This window comes from Oleiphilus sp. HI0117 (assembly GCF_001635235.1).
The window spans coordinates 1-18500 of sequence record NZ_LWGA01000112.1 but is presented as its reverse complement, the minus strand read 5'-3'; the positions used below and the strand labels follow the sequence as shown (position 1 = coordinate 18500).

At 45.0% G+C, this 18500-nt stretch carries 12 protein-coding genes; 11 read left to right on the top strand and 1 reads right to left on the bottom strand.

What is annotated here, in order from left to right; translation table 11 throughout:
• Nucleotides 1-94: 94 nt before the first annotated feature.
• The 11 genes from A3757_RS01625 (at nt 95) to A3757_RS01575 (ending at nt 10151) form a co-directional block, all read left to right on the top strand.
• The gene (locus tag A3757_RS01625) at nt 95-1336 is read left to right on the top strand and encodes an NADH:flavin oxidoreductase/NADH oxidase family protein (protein ID WP_068510724.1); all 1242 of its coding nucleotides are present in this window, start codon (nt 95-97) and stop codon (nt 1334-1336) included.
• Nucleotides 1337-1517: 181 nt separating this feature from the next.
• Nucleotides 1518-2147, top strand: a complete 630-nt coding sequence (ccmA, locus tag A3757_RS01620; protein ID WP_068510725.1) for a cytochrome c biogenesis heme-transporting ATPase CcmA — start codon at nt 1518-1520, stop codon at nt 2145-2147.
• A complete protein-coding gene (gene ccmB, locus A3757_RS01615) occupies nt 2144-2839 on the top strand; it encodes a heme exporter protein CcmB (protein ID WP_068510728.1) in 696 nt (231 codons plus the stop codon). Before ccmA ends, ccmB begins: the two co-directional genes overlap by 4 nt.
• A gap of 48 nt (nt 2840-2887) precedes the next feature.
• Nucleotides 2888-3637, top strand: a complete 750-nt coding sequence (locus A3757_RS01610) for a heme ABC transporter permease (RefSeq protein ID WP_068510731.1) — start codon at nt 2888-2890, stop codon at nt 3635-3637.
• A gap of 48 nt (nt 3638-3685) precedes the next feature.
• Nucleotides 3686-3889 (top strand): heme exporter protein CcmD, encoded by a 204-nt coding sequence (ccmD, locus tag A3757_RS01605; protein WP_068510734.1) that lies wholly within the window; start codon nt 3686-3688, stop codon nt 3887-3889.
• Between the two features lie 60 nt (nt 3890-3949).
• Complete coding sequence (gene ccmE / locus A3757_RS01600; protein ID WP_068510737.1) at nt 3950-4426, top strand: cytochrome c maturation protein CcmE; 477 nt, start codon at nt 3950-3952, stop codon at nt 4424-4426.
• Complete coding sequence (locus tag A3757_RS01595; protein WP_068510739.1) at nt 4427-6403, top strand: heme lyase CcmF/NrfE family subunit; 1977 nt, start codon at nt 4427-4429, stop codon at nt 6401-6403.
• Nucleotides 6400-6942 (top strand): DsbE family thiol:disulfide interchange protein, encoded by a 543-nt coding sequence (locus A3757_RS01590; RefSeq protein WP_068510742.1) that lies wholly within the window; start codon nt 6400-6402, stop codon nt 6940-6942. The genes A3757_RS01595 and A3757_RS01590 overlap by 4 nt, the downstream gene beginning before the upstream one ends.
• Nucleotides 6939-7472, top strand: a complete 534-nt coding sequence (locus A3757_RS01585; RefSeq protein ID WP_068508837.1) for a cytochrome c-type biogenesis protein — start codon at nt 6939-6941, stop codon at nt 7470-7472. The genes A3757_RS01590 and A3757_RS01585 overlap by 4 nt, the downstream gene beginning before the upstream one ends.
• Nucleotides 7472-8797, top strand: a complete 1326-nt coding sequence (ccmI, locus tag A3757_RS01580; protein WP_068510744.1) for a c-type cytochrome biogenesis protein CcmI — start codon at nt 7472-7474, stop codon at nt 8795-8797. The genes A3757_RS01585 and ccmI overlap by 1 nt, the downstream gene beginning before the upstream one ends.
• 67 nt (nt 8798-8864) lie before the next feature.
• Complete coding sequence (locus tag A3757_RS01575) at nt 8865-10151, top strand: iron-containing alcohol dehydrogenase (protein ID WP_068510746.1); 1287 nt, start codon at nt 8865-8867, stop codon at nt 10149-10151.
• Between the two features lie 105 nt (nt 10152-10256).
• Here the strand turns inward: A3757_RS01575 and A3757_RS01570 are convergent.
• A partial coding sequence (locus tag A3757_RS01570) for a thrombospondin type 3 repeat-containing protein (RefSeq protein ID WP_156506095.1) occupies nt 10257-18500 on the bottom strand: 8244 nt, incomplete at its 5' end.

Below are 18500 nucleotides of genomic sequence, written 5' to 3'. Positions count from 1 at the left end.
TAGGAATGTGTATTACACTATTCATGACTAGCGGTCACAAATATAGATCTATATTATTAGCAAAATAAGATAAAAACCAAAAACCGAGGTTCTCATGTCACGCACTACACACCCAAGTCTAAGTTTTGCTACGCCATATCAACAAGGTAATGTAAACGTTAAAAATCGATTCTTTAAGTCTGCAATGAGCGAACAACTGGGAGACAAACAGCACAATCCGGGCAAGCGACTTGCTAAGTTATATCGTACCTGGTCAGCTGGCGGTACTGGGTTACTTATCACAGGTAACGTCATGATTGACCGGGCAGCACTTGGCGAACCAAAAAACGTTGTTCTAGATAACGAAAGCGACCTCGAGAGCTTCATTCAATGGGCGGACGCTGCAAAGCAGAATGACACCAAAGTTTGGATGCAATTAAACCACCCAGGTAAGCAATCGCCAACGTTTTTAACAAAGCAGCCAGTCGCCCCCTCTGCTATTCCTTTAGGTGGGGGGCTTGAAAACACCTTTGCCACCCCTCGTGCGCTCGAAGAAAGCGAAATTTTAGAAATAATCGAAAAGTTTGCGACCGCCGCAAAACTTGCCAAACAAACAGGCTTCGATGGTGTACAAATTCATGGCGCTCACGGTTATTTGGTTAGCCAGTTTTTATCTCCACACCACAACCAGAGAAAAGACAAGTGGGGCGGTAGCTTACAAAATAGAATGCGCTTTGTATTAGAGGTTTACCGTGCTATTCGTGAAGCCACAGATGATAATTACCCAATTGGCATTAAATTAAATTCTGCTGACTACTCGAAAGGAGGGTTCTCTCATGAAGAATCTATGGAAGTAGTCGAAACCCTTGCAAAAGCGGGAATTGATTTACTGGAAATTTCCGGCGGCACCTACGAAAGCCCAAGCATGGTAGGTCATAACATTAAGGAATCAACACGCCGACGCGAAGCATACTTCATAGAATATGCAGATAAAATCCGCGAGCGCGTTTCAATTCCACTTGTCGTTACTGGCGGCTTCCGCTCAGGTAGCGCAATGCTTCAAGCCTTAAAGAGTGGCGCAACTGATTTTATCGGTTTGGCTCGACCGCTCTCTGTTTATCCCGATTTTCCCAATGAGCTAATAGCAAATCCCGAGCACAAGATTGATATACCGAAACCCAGCACTGGCGTGAAGTTTATCGATAAAATGACCATGCTTGATATTACCTGGTACGAATCACAGCTTGCGAGGCTATCTAAAGGCAAACAGGCCATACCTGATCAGACAGCCTGGATATCTGTGGCTCAGACGCTCTCAGGCCTGGGAGTTCATGCCTTTACAAAAAGGCGTGCTTAGTCGCTCAATCTGATTATTTCGCCTCGATCGATATAGGTTGCCGAGCATTTCCTCATTAGTGGTATAGCTTTAGGCAACCTTTCTTATTTGTAAGGTATAAGCTAAGTGAATAGATATTCAAATTGTATTTTGCAGGTATAATAGCGACTTCGAGATTCTATTTAAGCAGTCATAAACCTCTATGGTTGAGCCAGTACTCCAAATTAAGCAGCTATCTTGTGAACGTGAAGACCGCATTCTGTTTTCCGGGCTAGAGCATAGTTTTCTTCCTGCCACGATAACGCAGCTCGAAGGCCCTAATGGTGCAGGTAAAACAACCTTGCTACGAATTTTAGCTGGCTTATTCACTTCATATGACGGCGTAGTTAACTGGCAGGGCGAAGCTCTATATAAATCCCAGCTTAGTTTCCAGTCTCAGCTTCTTTTTATTGGCCATAAATCTGCCATTAAAACCAGCATGACACCTTTAGAGAATCTGCGTTATCTACTTGGCTTGCGACAAACAGTTGTAGAACAACAGCTATGGAGCGCGCTCAGCTCAGTCGGCTTAGAAGGGTATGAACATGTTCTATGCCGCAATATGTCAGCAGGTCAGCAGCGTCGCGTAACTCTGGCGCAATTATATCTCTCTGAGGCAAAGATCTGGATTCTTGATGAGATCTTTACTGCCATCGATAAGCAAGGCGTTGCCCAGTTTGAAAATTTGTTGTTAGAAAAAGCAATTAGCGGTGTCACAATCATTCTTACAACACATCATCAGCTTTCTTTACCCGGACTTGAAATACTTCCCATTAAAGGAAGTGTAATATGAGCATGAACTCCAGTACCGGTTTGTGGCCCGTCGCCAAAGCTATTTTAACTAAAGAGTTTCTTACCGCATTTAGGCACAAGCAGGAACTGGCAAACCCACTAGTTTTTTTCGCTATTATTATTGTGTTATTTCCCTTAGGCGTAGACCCTTCACCCGACTTTCTAGGCACGGCATCTGTTGGTTTAGTTTGGGTTGCTGCCTTACTTTCTACAATGCTTTCCTTGGATCGCCTGTTCCAGGCCGACTACGACGACGGTTCACTCGAGCAGCTTGTACTAAGCTCACACCCTTTATATCTGCTGCTGCTAGTTAAAGCCTTTGTTCATTGGTTGCTAATTGCTCTGCCGCTTGTGGTCATGTCGCCGTTACTCGCTGTCATGTTGCATCTTGACCCTCAACACCTGCCAATACTCTTATTGACCTTGATCATGGGGACTCCTGTTATCACCTTAATTGGTGGCATTGGTGCTGCATTGACGGTAAGCTTGCGCTCTGGTGGTGTGCTGGTTTCTCTATTAGTCTTACCACTGACTATACCAGTGCTAATATTTGGTACCGGTACGGTACAGGCCAGTATTGACGGTTTACCAGTTGGCGGGCACCTCGCAATTATCGGTATCATGCTGGTGCTAGCGGTTACACTTTCGCCCTTTGCGTCTGCTGCCGCACTACGGATGAGTGTTTCAAACTAATGAAGCTCGAGTATTTTAATCAATCTATGCTAGTTAAGAAGTAACTCCATGAAATGGACATTTTTTCACAAGCTTGGTTCGCCGAAGTGGTTCTATGATATTTCGAAACAGTACTATCCCTGGTTTCTGATTGCAGCACTTGGCTTAATAACAGCAGGGGTTACATGGGGCCTGGCTTTTGCTCCACCTGATTATCAGCAAGGAAACAGCTTCCGAATTATTTACCTGCATGTGCCAAGCGCGATTCTCGCTCAATCTTGCTACATGATGATGGCTTCAGCTGCTCTAGTATCTCTTGTTTGGCGCATGAAAATTGCTGATATATTTATTTCTTCCGCTGCACCAATTGGTGCGGCATTTACCTTTTTAGCTTTATTCACTGGTGCGGTTTGGGGCAAGCCAACCTGGGGTACATGGTGGGTATGGGATGCACGGCTCACCGCCATGCTTATTTTGCTGTTTCTATACTTTGGTGTGATCTCGATTCAAACCGCTATTGAAGATGCAAATATGGCTGCAAGGGCATCTGCCATTACTGTGCTTGTTGGCGTCGTGAACATCCCGATTATTAAATACTCTGTTGAGTGGTGGAATACCCTGCATCAACCAGCAACCTTTAAATTAACCGAGAAACCAGCAATGGTGCCAGAAATGTGGATACCCTTATTAGTGATGGTCATCGGTATTTACTGCTTTTTCGCGGCACTTGTTATTATCAGAATGCAGAACCAAATATTGCTTCGAGAGCGAAAAACCAGATGGGTTCAGGACATCGTAAAGCAGTCCGGAGTTCGCTAGCGACATGTTTAGTTCAACAAAAATGGTTTTACTTGTTAGGAGGCGTCAGTGAGTTTTGACAGCTTTTCTGAGTTTTTAAATATGGGTGGGCATGGTTTATACGTGTGGCTATGTTACGGTATAGGCTTGCTAGTATTCCTTATCGCCTATGTTCAACCGCTAATGCAACGAAAGTCTATTCTTCGCGAGCTTTCTCAGAGATATCGACGCACGGAACTCAAGAATAAACAAACCGCACAGACTGAGCCTTAGCAGACGATTTGCTAACTATTTTACTAATCTTTCAGTATTGATTTCAGGTGGAAATAATTGATGCACCCTAAGCGCAAACAACGCCTTACACTTATTATTTTTCTTCTCGTTGGGTTTGGGACCGTGATTGGTCTGGCCATGTACGCTTTGACGGAAAATATAAATCTATTTTATAACCCAACACAAATCGCACAAGGAGAGGCCCCAAAGGGCGCTCGTATTCGTGCTGGAGGCATGGTTGTAGAGGGAAGCGTTAAACGTAGCGAAAATAGTTTGGCCACCACCTTCGCGCTAACCGATTATAAAGAAAACGTAGAGGTTTCTTATACAGGAATACTGCCAGACCTCTTTAGAGAAGGACAGGGGATTGTAGCGCTTGGCCGGCTCGATGAGAACAATGTTCTTATAGCCGATGAAGTTCTAGCCAAGCACGATGAGAACTATATGCCGCCCGAAGTTGCTGACGCTTTAGAAAAGTCTGGTGGCACCGCGCCAAAAGGCATTCATACTAAACCCGTCGAAGAAGGACAGCCGTAGATGTTTACACCAGAAATAGGGCATCTTGCACTAGTCATCGCTTTTTCACTAAGCGTTTTATTGGCTGTCGTTCCACTATGGGGAGCTGCTCGCAATAATGCATTGTGCGTCTATCTAGCCCGTCCAATAGCCTGGGGGCAGTTCGTTTTTATGGTACTCAGCTTCACTTGCCTGGGTATTGCGTTTGTCCAAGATAACTTTAGTGTTCAGTACGTAGCCAACCACTCCAATACACTGTTACCACTGCAATATAAGATAAGTGCAATTTGGGGTGGTCATGAAGGGTCTTTATTACTTTGGGCATTGATTCTTTCCGGCTGGATTGCGGCTGTTGTGTTATTTTCCAAGCAACTGCCTTCAGATATTCTCGCAAGAGTGTTATCGGTAATGGGGATGATAAGTATCGGTTTTTTATCCTTCATTATTTTGACGTCAAACCCTTTCGACCGTTACTTACCGGAGTTTCCAGCAGAGGGCGCTGATCTAAACCCTCTACTTCAAGACTTTGGACTGATCGTTCATCCGCCAATGCTCTATATGGGCTATGTCGGTTTTTCGGTTGTGTTTGCCTTTGCGATTGCCGCATTGATGAGCGGTCAACTAGATTCAGCTTGGGCTAGATGGTCACGCCCCTGGACTACAGTAGCCTGGGCGTTCCTCACCTTAGGTATTTCCCTGGGTAGCTGGTGGGCATATTATGAACTTGGCTGGGGTGGCTGGTGGTTCTGGGACCCAGTAGAAAACGCTTCCTTTATGCCATGGCTCGTGGGTACCGCTTTAATACACTCCCTGGCTGTAACCGAAAAACGCGGAGTATTTAAGAGCTGGACTGTATTACTCGCGATCTTTGCATTTTCGCTCAGTTTACTCGGGACCTTTCTTGTTCGCTCTGGGGTGCTAACATCTGTTCATGCGTTTGCATCGGACCCTGCTCGCGGTCAATTCGTTCTTGGCTTGCTCGGCATCACAATGGTTTGCTCTCTAACACTTTATGCGCTCAAGGTTCCCGAGGTTCGCAGCAAAGCTCAATTTAGCATGCTATCTAGGGAAACCTTTTTGCTGGTAAACAATCTATTACTGGTCGTTGCATGGGTCACAGTTATGATGGGTACACTCTATCCATTAGTATTAGATTTTATCGGCGCAGGCAAACTATCAATTGGGCCTCCTTACTTTAACGCCGTTTTTGCACCGCTGATGTCCATTTTAGCGATCGTGATGGGTTTTGGTGTTGTCGGGCGTTGGAAAAACACTGAGCTTTCACTTTTGATTAAGCAACTACGCTGGGTTGCCTTGTCGGCGGTATTGATCGCTTTCGCCTTGCCATTTATTCTTTTTGAAGAATTTCATGTCGGTGCGTTTTTTGGGTCATTTCTAGCGCTTTGGATTACCGGCTTTACCTTAAAAGACGTATATCAGAAATCAGAGAACAAAGCCGGACGCATTCGCGGCCTGAGACGACTCAGCCGTTCCTATGTTGGAATGACGCTTGGCCACTTGGGGTTTGCCTTTAGTATTCTAGGCGTAACGCTAGTGTCGGTTGAATCTGAAGAAAGAGATATTCGTATGGCGCCTGGCGAGCAAGTGAGTGTGTCTGGTTACAACTTCGTATTTGAAAGCTTAGATCCCTATACTGGCGCTAACTATCAGGCTGATCGTGCCACGGTACGTGTTACCTCGGTTGCATCAGGGAACGAAGTCGCCACATTACACCCCGAGAAGCGAGTTTACTTCTCTAAGAACAGCCCTATGACGGAAGCAGGCATTGATGCCGGGCTATTCCGTGATCTCTATATTGCTTTAGGCGAGCCACTCACTGACGGTGCCTGGGCAGTTCGTATTCAAATAAAACCCTTCGTTAGATGGATTTGGCTTGGCACTATTTTTATGGCGCTAGGTGGATTGTTTGCGATAAGTGATCGTCGTTATCGCTTAAAGTCAAAACTCGTAGACAATAAAAATGGAGGCCTGGTATGAACAAAAGAATCGTCCTTTTCACACCTCTCGTTCTTACTATTGCTCTTGGGCTCATACTATATACCGCTATCGGTAAGGATCCTACCAAACTAGAAACGGCACGGCTAAACGACCCAGTACCGAAGTTTCAGCTGAGTTCTTTGTCAGACCAAAATAAGCAGCTCAATAACTCAGTATTCAGCGGTGAGGTAATGCTCTTAAATGTCTGGGCAACCTGGTGCCCATCGTGTCGAGTTGAGCACCCCTATCTAAACACTCTGTCAGAGCAGGGCGTCAAAATCGCTGGATTAAATTACAAGGATGAGCGTGATGCTGCTCAGGTTTGGCTTGCAAAACTAGGCAACCCTTATACATTCAACATTTACGACCCTGAGGGAAAGCTTGGATTTGATCTAGGTGTTTATGGTGCTCCAGAGACATACATTATCGATCAGCACGGATATGTCAGGCATCGCCATGTTGGTGTCGTTGATGACAAAGTCTGGCACTCGACGCTTAAGCCTTTGATCGACAAACTCGAAGGAAAGGTGGTGCTATGAACGAGCTCACAAGCAGATTAATTTTGCTGTTTTCCCTTACAACTTTCTTTTCGCTTCCTATTAGCGCAAATATAGACGTTTATCAGTTTTCTGATGAAGAAAGGCGCATGAATTACCTTGAGTTGACTAAGGAGCTCCGTTGCCCAAAATGTCAAAATCAAGATATCGCTGACTCTAACGCCCCAATTGCTGCCGACATGCGCAAAGAGGTTCACCGTTTACTTGAAGAAGGGAGTAGTCCTGAAGAAGTTGTTCAATTTATGATTGATCGCTTTGGAGATTTCGTCACCTATAAGCCAAAAGTTAGTAGTGAAACCTTAATGCTCTGGTATGGACCTTGGATTTTTATCATTTTTGGCATGGGCGTTATCGCTTACGCTGTTCGTAATAAGCGAAACACCAATCAAGATAAACCTGGCACATCAACGAGCAATGATTCGGTATCTGATTCTAGGGCCGACAGTACAAACAACAAAGTTCAGGCATTGCTTCGTGAGTTTGATGCCGACAACGATCAGGATAAATCTTAATGTACGACTTTTGGTTACCCGCTTTACTTTTACTATGCCTTGCAAGCTTGTTTGTTATCGTACCAAGCTTTCGCTTCGCATCTATCCAGCGACAAACAATCAAGCAGAATAAGATTCAGGCCAACGAGAATAAAGAACGTACTGCCCAAAATGTATTAATATATAAAGAACGCTTAAATGAATTACAGTTAGATAAAAATAGCGGTGTGATCGGTGACGAGCAATATGCTCAACTTAAGGAAGAACTTGATAACACGCTGCTCGAAGATGCCGATCGTATCGATCAAAGCCACTCTGATTCCACCTCTAGTTCGCTAAGTAAATTCTCATCAATTGGAATTATACTTGGCAGCGTATCCGTTGTTGTCGCACTAAGCGCCGCTCTTTATAACCACTATGGCGCTTACAACGATGTTGTTGCCTATCTTGAAGGAAGTGAAAGTAATGCAGAGCTCGCTAGTGCCACTGAGCAAGCACGAAACGGTGACATCTCTGCCTTACTCGAACAATTACACGCCAAGCTAAAAGATAACCCAAATAACATTCAAGGCTGGGGCCTGCTAGCACGCACCGCAATGAACACCGAGCGCTATTCTCTTGCTGTCGACGCATTCGAACAAGTTACTCGCTTGTTAAAAGAGGCTCCCGAGATAAACTATCAAGATCTTGCTGCAACCTACGGAATTACAGCTCAGGCTCAATATTACGCATCCAAGGGCATTTTCACCGACGCGCTTAAAGGTACGATTGACAAGGCATTAGAACTAAACCCAAACGAACCAAATACCTTAAGTTTATTAGCAATCAATGCGTTTACGTCTGAGGACTTCTCACTAGCTATTGAGTACTGGTCTAAAGTTTTAGAGGCTTATCCTGAACATCCGGCCGCCGGCCAGATGAAACAAGGCATTAATGAAGCGCAGCGCCGTGCAGGTATCGAACTGTCAGATTTTTCCAGCGACAGCAGCGGTTCGTTAATTGATGTATTCGTATCGCTTGATGAAACACTTCTCGGCTCAGTTAAACCCGGTGATACCGTGTTTGTATTTGTAAAAAACGCTGAAAACGCGAATCAAGCTAGCCCGCCTCTTGCTGCAAGTAGACATACTGTTTCTGAGCTTCCTCTAACAATTAACTTGAGTGACGCTGACGCAATGAGTCCTGCAGCTAAGCTTTCCGATGCTAAGCTCGTAAATGTTACTGCGCGTGTTTCCAAGTCGGGTCAAGTTAGCGCAGCAAGTGGCGATTTTGAAGGCCGAGCTGAACTGGTTGAGTTAGGTTCCGAGCAACAAGTAAAAATTAACATTAGCGAGCTAGTCAAATAAAGTTTTAGTAATAAGCGCGTAATTACGGCAAGCTTCAAAAACAAAAATAACCTTAAGGAGTGCAAGTATGACGATAAAAGTGCCAAAGGTAATCGACGAATTGGAATCCAAAATTGTCAACACATTGAAGCTCTCCCGTTTCAAGAATCAATTAGTAGGCAAGGGATATGTAACGGGTCTTAAGGCCGTTACCTATTTACTTAACATTCCAAAACCGACGATCTTTATGAGCAAAGGTGCATCAATCAACCTTTGTGAATCGGTTTCTCAGTTTGGCCTCAATAAACTTTTGATTGTTACTGACCAGGCACTTTACGATACGGGCCTTCTCGACCCAGTACTTGAACAGTTAAATCTTTCTGGGATGAAGTATTCACTATTTACCGAAGTAGAGCCTGACCCTACCTTCACAGTAGTTGAAAGTGGCCTCCGTAAGTATCGACAGCAAAACTGTGATTCTGTAATGGCTATTGGTGGTGGCTCTTCAATTGATGCTGCTAAAGTTATTGCTTTAGCTGCAAGTAACGAAGTGAGCCCTCGAGATCTGGTTGGCATTTTAAAGGGCAAGAAACCTTCTGCGCCTTTCTTTGCAATTCCCACCACTGCGGGTACTGGCTCTGAGGCAACCATTGGTGCCGTTATTTCTGACAGCATTACCCACAAAAAAGAACTTGTTATTGATACAAAAATAGTTCCTTTAGTAGCGGCACTAGACCCTGATTTAATGAAGGGCCTTCCTCCTGCTATTACTGCAGCAACCGGGATGGATGCCTTAACCCACCTTGTCGAATCTTATTTAAGCGGCATGGCAAACGAAGAGTCTGACTATTATTCTCGTTCAGGTATTCAAATGATTTTTGAAAACCTACCGAAGGTATACAAACGTGGCAACAATGCTAAAGCACGAGAGAAGATGGCGCTGGCTTCGTACTACGGAGGCTTAACGATAAATATCGCCGGATTAGGGTATGTGCATGCTTTTGCCCACCAATTAGGTGCTAAGTACAAACTACCCCATGGCGAATCCAATGCAAAAGTTCTGCCTTATGTGCTTGAATTCACTAAAGCTGCGAGCACGACACGCTTGGCTGAACTTGCACAATGCCTGGGTCTCGGCAGCAGAAATGATAATGATACAGTGCTAGCTGAAGCGTTTATTAGTGAAGTCAAAAATTTGATTTCTACGCTAAATATCGAGAACACGATACCTCAAATAAAACGCTCAGATTTTTCTGAAATTATTCAGGGTGCTTTTAAAGAAGCTAACTCAACCTACGCCGTTGCAAAGTACATGTCTTATGACGAGGCAGAAGAAATGCTCAGCGCTATCTCTGGCCGAGCCAGCGACATTTAAGGATTACGTAACCCACTAAACAGCGTCACTGCGGGTCATAGAGGGAATTAAATACCCGTTTATCTTACGCACCAGGTTTTCTGGTACGTAAGATATAAAACTCAATTAAAGGCGCTCTCTTAGTGTAATTCGCTTTAAACCAAGCAACGCTACAAGCCACAGCATCCAGAAGACTGAACCGCCACCACTGCCACCCTTGCTCGTAGTGGGTTCAGTTACTGGTTCAGAAACTAAGCTGGCAACGCCCCCTGGATCAAGCACAGTACCATTAGCCTGGCCATCTGCATCGTTGGCACCGCCATCTTCTATTAGCATCATTAGACAGTTGTGGCCTTGCGTTAAGCCTGGTTGATAAGCAGTACTTCCAGGAGAAGGGCAAATGCCTGGCTCTCCTGCACTTGAATATAGTTGGTTATTGCTATCAAGTTCAAAGTTCTGCCAGCCGTATATTGGATCTAATTTACGATACACTGCTTCTTCAGGAATCGGTTCTATAAGCGGAATAACGAGTTGAATACTACTTCCAACTGGCAACACATTATGAATTTCGAAATCAAATAGGCCGCTGGCATAGTCGAATTCAGCATCAGTTTCTAATCCCATATCCCCCAGATTTAACGCACTGAGTAATGCGCCGCCATTAGGGTCCGTCATAGCGGCTGTGCCTAAGGATAGAGACGCTCCATATTCAACCTGCATTAGGTAGCGATATTCATCGTCACTGCCTACTCGGTGCTGCAACAAAGCTGAACCGTCAATAAAATCAAGGTAGTCAGCGATACCATCATAGTCGGAATCTAGTCGCCCCTCGACGAAATCATTGACTCCATCACCATCAGAATCGTCATTTGCCGACAATGTAAGATAGGTATCAATCACTCTAAGATTTATACGTGCATTTGAAGCTTTACTTGGCGTACCGTTGTCTGTAACACTCACTTCGGCGATATATACGCCTGTACTTAAATTGACCGGATCAAAGGTAAGCGTTCTTGAGTCGCCGTCAAGGTCTACTAGCTGGTTGTCGGTTTTACTCCAGTCAAATGAGTGTGAGTCAGCCGAATTTAAATCATCAACAAGCGCATGAATAGTCACCAAGCCTTCACCTGAACTGAGCGTTGTAAGCGCCAAACCATTTTGCTCTGCGGTCACGTTTAATCTAGGGGCAATATTCGATTCTGTAATCGTGATCTGATGCTGCTCGTTCGCACCTATCACCGCATTGACCGGATCATTAAATGTAACGATAAGCTGCTCATCACTTTCAACAATTTGGTCATCTAAGACTTCTAGTACTAGCTCGGCAGTCATGCCTTCGTCAAAAATGACGACACCGCTGACCTTAGTGGACTGCTCGGTGACATTTGAGCTAGTAAGTAAGTCGTAATCATTTTCGTTAGCTGTACCACCAAGACTGTAAGGAACAAGCACAGGGTAAACTGGTGCCTCCCCAGATAAGCTCAAGTTAACTGAAACACGATTGTTTTCACTTGTGACCTGAGCTTTGCTTAACAAAAGTTGCGGTATTATCTGTATAGACTGGCTGGCAATTGTTCTATTACCGGCCGAGTCTTCTGCGAGCCAGTTAACTATGTGATGCCCCGGTGGTAGGTGGGTCTCATCTAAATTAATAAGCGCGACACTTCCATCAACATTATCGCTTGCACTAATATTACTCATTGGCACTGCAGTTAATGGCCCATTAGACGCCAACGTAATTTCAGAAACCAAATCAATCACCGGCGCCTCAGTATCTGCCGCACTAAGGAATTCATCCAAATTCGTTATGCCGTCATTGTTAGTATCAAGGCTAGCATCTGCTGCATCATTTGGGTTGAGGTTGTGATCAAACTCCCAACCATCTGGAATACCATCCACATCGCTATCAGCGCTATTAGGGTCAGTTTGCGCAGCGAATTCCTCTCGGTTGCTCAAACCATCGTTGTCTTGGTCAATAAATGCATCGCTGGCATCTTGTGGGTCCAAGCCGAACTGGATCTCCCATACATCCGGCAAGCCGTCATTATCACTGTCTGCATTATCGCTTGTAGCAGACGTAACAAAACTAAGGGTGTCACTGCTAACCATTTCGCCAAGTAAATTATAAGCGTCTACACGAACATAATAATGAGTCGCAGGATCAAGGTTCACAAGATTCACTTGGTGACTCAGTCCACTATCTATATTGGCTTCTTTGTAAGATAAGTCATCAATCGCCGTACCAAAGCTTACCTGGCCAATTGCTTGATCGGTATTAGCCCATTCAACAAGCGCTGTGTTTGTTGAAATAAAGCTTGCGTCCGGCTGCGAGCTGAAAGCAGGCAAGGGTAGATCGATCAAGCTACCGGAGTTAAAAGAAATTGTTTGGAAAGATGTTTGGTTGCCCACAATGTCAGCCAACACATATCGTAGCTCATAGCTGCTATTGGGGATTAGCTCTTGAAGAAGAATAAAGTGTGCCAGCTTCTCGGATTGTGAGCCCGCTGCTTGCCAATCAGCAGAACCTTCAGGTCTATATTCTACAAATACAACCGACAATTCATCACTTACTAAGCTTAAGCTTGCAAGCTCACCGAAACTTTCAAGAACCGGTGTTGCGGTCAGAATTGGCGCAGTGTTGTCTGAACTTGTTGAAATACTTCTTAGCTTACTAGAGGCAACTTCGATAAGCGTATTAATTTGCTTGCTTGCTGTATATCCGTGATGATCAGTGGAATATGCCGTACAAGTATAGCTATTACCTTCCACTAAAGTGGTCAAAGTAAGCGTGTGTTTCTTAGTTGGTTTAGATACGTGCACTTCAAGCGTCGCGGCGGCGCTTGTACATACCAATCGCGCATCAGCGTTTACATCGGTTTCCCAGTAGACACTCAGCGTGGCACCGCTAAGTTCGAGAACCTCCACTTCCGACATAAAGTGAGGATCGCCTTGATGGCCTCTAACTTTACTGCGGAAGGACATAACCTCACTCATTGCAAGATTACCTTGCGCATCAGCGGTCTGAACTTGGAAGTAATAAAATGTATCAGGCTGTAAGCCGGTCACTGGCAAAGTATGCGAAGCCCTTAAACCGTTTTTACTTTCAATTTGCTCAAGTTCATCTATCGAAGTACCGATTACTAGACGAGTCGTTGCAGGCTCACTAGTTTTCCAGCGAATGACGACGCTTTGATGTGTAATATTCAGTATTAATGGGCTGCCGATAATAATGGGTGCCATGGTGTCTGGTGAGGCCAGGGTTGTAAAGGTTATCGGCGTGCTGATAGTCGGGCCGTTTCCATGCCTGTCTGTGGAAGATACCGTTAAGGTATATTCTGTTTCAGGTAAAAGATCTGCCAAAGGCATTGAGTGCTCTAAGACAAAACGTTGATCACTTACCACATGGTATTGGCTGCCATCGTTATAAGATACACCACTTGTTGATGCTTCATCCGTCGTCCAGATAACTGTCGCACTGGTATCGGAAATGTCAATAACCATTGGCATCAGTAAGATGTTCGGAGCGCTGATGTCGGGGGCGGGCAGGGTGGTGACAGTCATTGCCTGACTTGTTGTAGGGCCGTTAGCTTGCTCATCACTTACTTCAGCAATAACTGTGTACGCAGTATTCGGACTCAAACTTTCGATAAGAATTTGATGGCAAATCGCTAAATCCGAAAGAGTGAAGTGTTGATCATCAACATATATCGAGCCTCTAACCGGCTCATCTGCACACAAAGATAAGGTAAATTGCTCATGCGTTATATTTGATGCATAAGGGCCTTCTAGTATCAGGGGTGCCCGATAATCCGGTACAGCAAGCGTTGTAAAACTGGTACTTAGTGTTTCAGAGGCCCTGTCATCTTTATCTAATGAATGGACATCTGCCTGATAAAGAGTCTCGGGGCCCAACCCTGTCACGACGACGCTATGCTCAGTGCTTAGTGTGTCTGATTGATAACGTAAGCCGTTTGATAAATCTACAATGCTTGAGCCAGGTTTATCACTTGTCCATTCGATAACAGCGCTTGAGTCGGTGATATGCTTAACATAAGGACCAGCAATAATTGTTGGTACTGCAAAATCACTATGAATTAGCCAGATATCTTCACTGGTTTCCTGGGTAATAGTATGGCTAACATTGGTGATAGCGAACCCTGAACTTTCTGGAGGATTAACTGATATGCCAGTTTCTTGATTTGTAAATAAGCCGAATGCAAACTCACCATTACTGTCACTGATCGCATTACTGTTGATGCCATCACCAGTATTTTCCATGTAGTAGCTGATCGAATCACGCGTATATGCATGATCTACTCGCAATTTAACACCCGGAACAGCGACGCCGTTGGCATCGAGTGCTTTTCCACTTAATACTGACATTGGAATCGTTACATCAACTGAGGTATTAGCGAAAACACTAATATTTCTGGCAGCGTAATAAACTGCAGCATAATCGGGTACAGGGTAAGCCGTAACAACACCCTCGTCATCAACTTGATTCTGGGTCTGTAAGTAAGGCCTTAACTGATAGTTTCCAAAGGAAACTTTAAACTCGAAATAACCTTCGCTGTCGGTGAGAACGGGTGTGTCAGCAAGTTGACGATTACTCTGATTATGTGCGGTAATCATTGTATGGTCTATCGGGTTGCCCTGCTCATCTAACAGGTAGCCAGATAAAGTGAAAGGCTGCGCTAAAACGAAAGAATCAGCTGTATCCTGCGCAATGACATAATCACTAATTAGCGTACTACTAACAAGCTGATTGCCTAGCGGCGGCACAAAATTAATATCGGTACTTTGGTTAGTAAACAGCGCTATTGAAAACTCACCGTTTGCGTCACTCAAAGCATGTGTCGCAGGCGACTTGCCCTGACTCTCCAGATAGAAACCTTTGTCACTGTTTCCATTTTGCTGATACGCGATATGGCTAATTGTCACGCGCGTAGCGGCAACTGGTGCGCCATTTTTGTCGCTAACGGTTCCACTCAAAATGGCCATTGGCAAGATCACATCTTGAACCGTAGCAGACTCAACAACAATATTTTCTTCTGCAAACAACACCGTTGCAAAATCAGGTAAGGGATAGGCTGGTCTTGAATCTTCGCCACGACCAAAAGGGTTCAAATGAGGCTTAATTTTGTAGGTGCCTGCCTCAACCTGAAATTGATAAGTACCATTTTCGTCTGTATAAACAGCGCCGCCAACTTGGGCGTCATTTTCCTGGAGGTGCAAGCTGAGTTTAGTATTGTCTATAGGTCGACCCTGCGTGTCCTGCAAGACACCTGAAAGCGATACACCTTCGACTAAAGTGAAGTTTTGACGTGTATCTTCACTGATACTGAAATCCTGGATACTTGTCACAGCTAGGTCGTTGCGCGCTCCCGGAGGCGTAAGCATAATGTCGACTGGCTGATCAGTGAAAATCGCGAATTCAAAGTCGCCATTATCGTCAGATATCGCATTGCTTAAGGAGTCTGTCGCATAGTTTTCGAGATAGTAGTCCTGAGTCGTCGTAGAGAATTGATGTTGAATTGTTAGCGCAACGCCAGGCACTGCGTTGCCAAAGGCATCCACAGTCTTACCGGAAAGCAAAGCAAGTGGCAGCGTAATATCGAGAGAAGTATTCGCGCTAACCTGAATATTCTGCGGCTCATGAAAAATTGCCGCGTAATCGGGTACTGGATAAGCAGGAACTGCCGAAACGCTAGCTGAGTTAAACACATCGAGTAAAGGTCTTAGCTTATAGTTGCCCGGCGATACTGCAAATTCAAAATAACCCTGTGTATCAGTGAGTACTTTATTGCCCACCTGGTTACCAGTGCTCTGCTGATGCAAGCTTACTTGAACCTTATCGATCACGCGCCCCTGACTATCTTTTAGGTAACCAGATAAGGTCAGTGCGTCACCTATCAATGTAATCAAGTGAACGACGTCGCGACCAGCAATACTTATTTCCTGCAGGGTAGGATTGCTGAGGCCACTTTCTGATGGCGGAGTAACACCAATGAAATAATCGCCAGCACTCATATTTTCAAATAAGTACGCACCGTCCGACGATGTAGCCACAGAACTCAGATATTGTTTCTGACTATTATAGATTGCTACTTCGGCTCCTCCAACGGGGCTTCCCTCACCATTAACTACACCACTTAAGCTAATACCAACTAATTCCGGTGGCGGTGGTGAAATAATTTCGGGGACATCACATGCATCGCCAATACCATTAGCGTCACGATCACTCTGATCTGCATTGGGTATTAGTGGACAATTGTCATTTTCGTCAAGTATTCCATCGTTATCGAAGTCATTTTCGATAACGATAGGCGCATCACAGGCATCACCAATCCCGTCGTTATCACTATCAATTTGATCCGGGTTAGGTGTTAATGGGCAGTTATCGACTCCGTCAAGTACACCGTCATTGTCATAATCGTCGTCTGAGATAAGCGGAACATCACAAGCATCGCCAACACCATTGCTATCACGATCAGCCTGATCGTTATTCGGAATCAAAGGGCAGTTATCGCTTTCATCTGGAATACCGTCCCTGTCGTAATCAGCTAGGGCCGGGGTATCGCAAACATCACCAACTCCATCATTATCACTATCAAGCTGGTTAGTGTTTGGAATTAACGGACAATTATCAACATCATTCAGTATGCCGTCGTTATCATAATCATCGTCAGATACTAAGGGGGCGTCACAAGCATCGCCAATACCGTTATTGTCGCTATCAGCTTGATCAGCATTTGGAACCAATGGACAGTTATCGTTGTCGTCAAGTACGCCATCATTATCGAAGTCATTGTCATTATTATTCGGCGCATCGCAGGCGTCACCCAAACCATCGTTGTCGCTATCAGCTTGATCAGCGTTCGGCGTGGTCGGGCAATTATCAACATCATTCAGTATTCCATCGTTGTCGAAGTCATTGTCGACCAATACAGGCGGGTCACAAGCATCCCCGGCACCGTCATTATCACTGTCGATTTGGTCTGGGTTTGGCGTAAACAGGCAGTTATCCACATCATTACTTACACCGTCATTATCAAAGTCATTATCGAAATGAAGCGTTGTAAAGCTAACAATCTCACTACTAGTTTTCTCACCAAGGATATTAAATGCATCAACCTGCAAGTAATGCATGGTATTAGCTTCGAGATTCAAAAGCTCCAGGCTGTGATTGCTGAGGCTACGATTATCTGAACGAAGTTTAGTTAAATCACTGTCGGCCTCACCATAGCGGACATTGCCAGTAGATGGTTGGACGGTACTCCAGCTGACCGTAGCACTATGCTCGCTGATATTACTTACAACGGGCTGCAAGCTAAATACCGCGTCTGGAATCGTTCCTGGTGCGATAGTTTCAAAATATCCTAACGGGCATTGAGCACTATTACCCGCCACATCAGTTAAAGTGATTTGTTGTTCGTACTCCGTTTCGGGAGTCAAGCCTGTAAGTAGCAGAGAATCTTGTGTAGATAAATTGATTGTGCCACTTTCTAACCAGTCAGCCGCGCCAACGGGGCGGTAATTAAGCAATGCGGTAGTCAGCTCACTTGAAGACCAAGTAAGTTGTGCCGAATCGACATAGCCCGTTGCGGAGGGTTCACCGACACATTCTGGGGCTTCTGTATCTGGTACAGCTGCCGTTGAGCCTCTTAGCGGCGCACTAACTGTATCGCCTGTGATATCCGAAGAATAAACATTACAACAATAAGTCGTATTAGCAGCTAAGCCCGTTAAGGTTAACAAATGGTGCTTGACTCTCTGCGGATCGCTTATTTCATAAGTGACTTTTTCAAGCGGTGGCGTTGGAGGAGGGCTTGGCAGCTCAGTCTCACCATCGAAAGCTATATTAAGTAGAAGGTTTGGTGAACCATTTAAGCGACTGATCAAACCTGTTGAAGCATATCCAGTCATACTCGAAGCTACTTCAGCCGGCGAAGCATCTGGGTGAGCCTGCAAATAGAGTGCTATCGCTCCGGCAACATGTGGTGTTGCCATTGAGGTACCACTAATAGTATTGGTACCGCCATTGCTCCAAGTCGACGTAATATCTGAGCCTGGCGCGAATATATCAATACATGCTCCCCAATTTGAGAAGCTTGAGCGGCTATCATATCGAGTTGACGACGCAACTGTGATCGCAGCAGGTACTTTATTTGGCGACCCGGAACAAGCATTTATATTTGAATTACCCGCCGCTACAGCAAAAGTAATTCCAGCATCAATCGCCCGGTTTACTGCAGCATCTAGTGCCGCTGAATTTCCGCCACCAAGACTCATGTTTGCTACAGCAGGAAATTTAGCATTTGCTGCTACCCAATCAATACCTGCAATTACGCCCGAAGCTGTTCCTGAACC

Coding starts and splice junctions, on each gene's coding strand:
- ccmB (WP_068510728.1), top strand. CDS start 2,144: ATGAGCATGAACTCCAGTACCGGTTTGTGGCCCGTCGCCAAAGCTATT.
- ccmA (WP_068510725.1), top strand. CDS start 1,518: ATGGTTGAGCCAGTACTCCAAATTAAGCAGCTATCTTGTGAACGTGAA.
- ccmE (WP_068510737.1), top strand. CDS start 3,950: ATGCACCCTAAGCGCAAACAACGCCTTACACTTATTATTTTTCTTCTC.
- A3757_RS01590 (WP_068510742.1), top strand. CDS start 6,400: ATGAACAAAAGAATCGTCCTTTTCACACCTCTCGTTCTTACTATTGCT.
- A3757_RS01585 (WP_068508837.1), top strand. CDS start 6,939: ATGAACGAGCTCACAAGCAGATTAATTTTGCTGTTTTCCCTTACAACT.
- A3757_RS01595 (WP_068510739.1), top strand. CDS start 4,427: ATGTTTACACCAGAAATAGGGCATCTTGCACTAGTCATCGCTTTTTCA.
- A3757_RS01610 (WP_068510731.1), top strand. CDS start 2,888: ATGAAATGGACATTTTTTCACAAGCTTGGTTCGCCGAAGTGGTTCTAT.
- ccmI (WP_068510744.1), top strand. CDS start 7,472: ATGTACGACTTTTGGTTACCCGCTTTACTTTTACTATGCCTTGCAAGC.
- A3757_RS01575 (WP_068510746.1), top strand. CDS start 8,865: ATGACGATAAAAGTGCCAAAGGTAATCGACGAATTGGAATCCAAAATT.
- A3757_RS01625 (WP_068510724.1), top strand. CDS start 95: ATGTCACGCACTACACACCCAAGTCTAAGTTTTGCTACGCCATATCAA.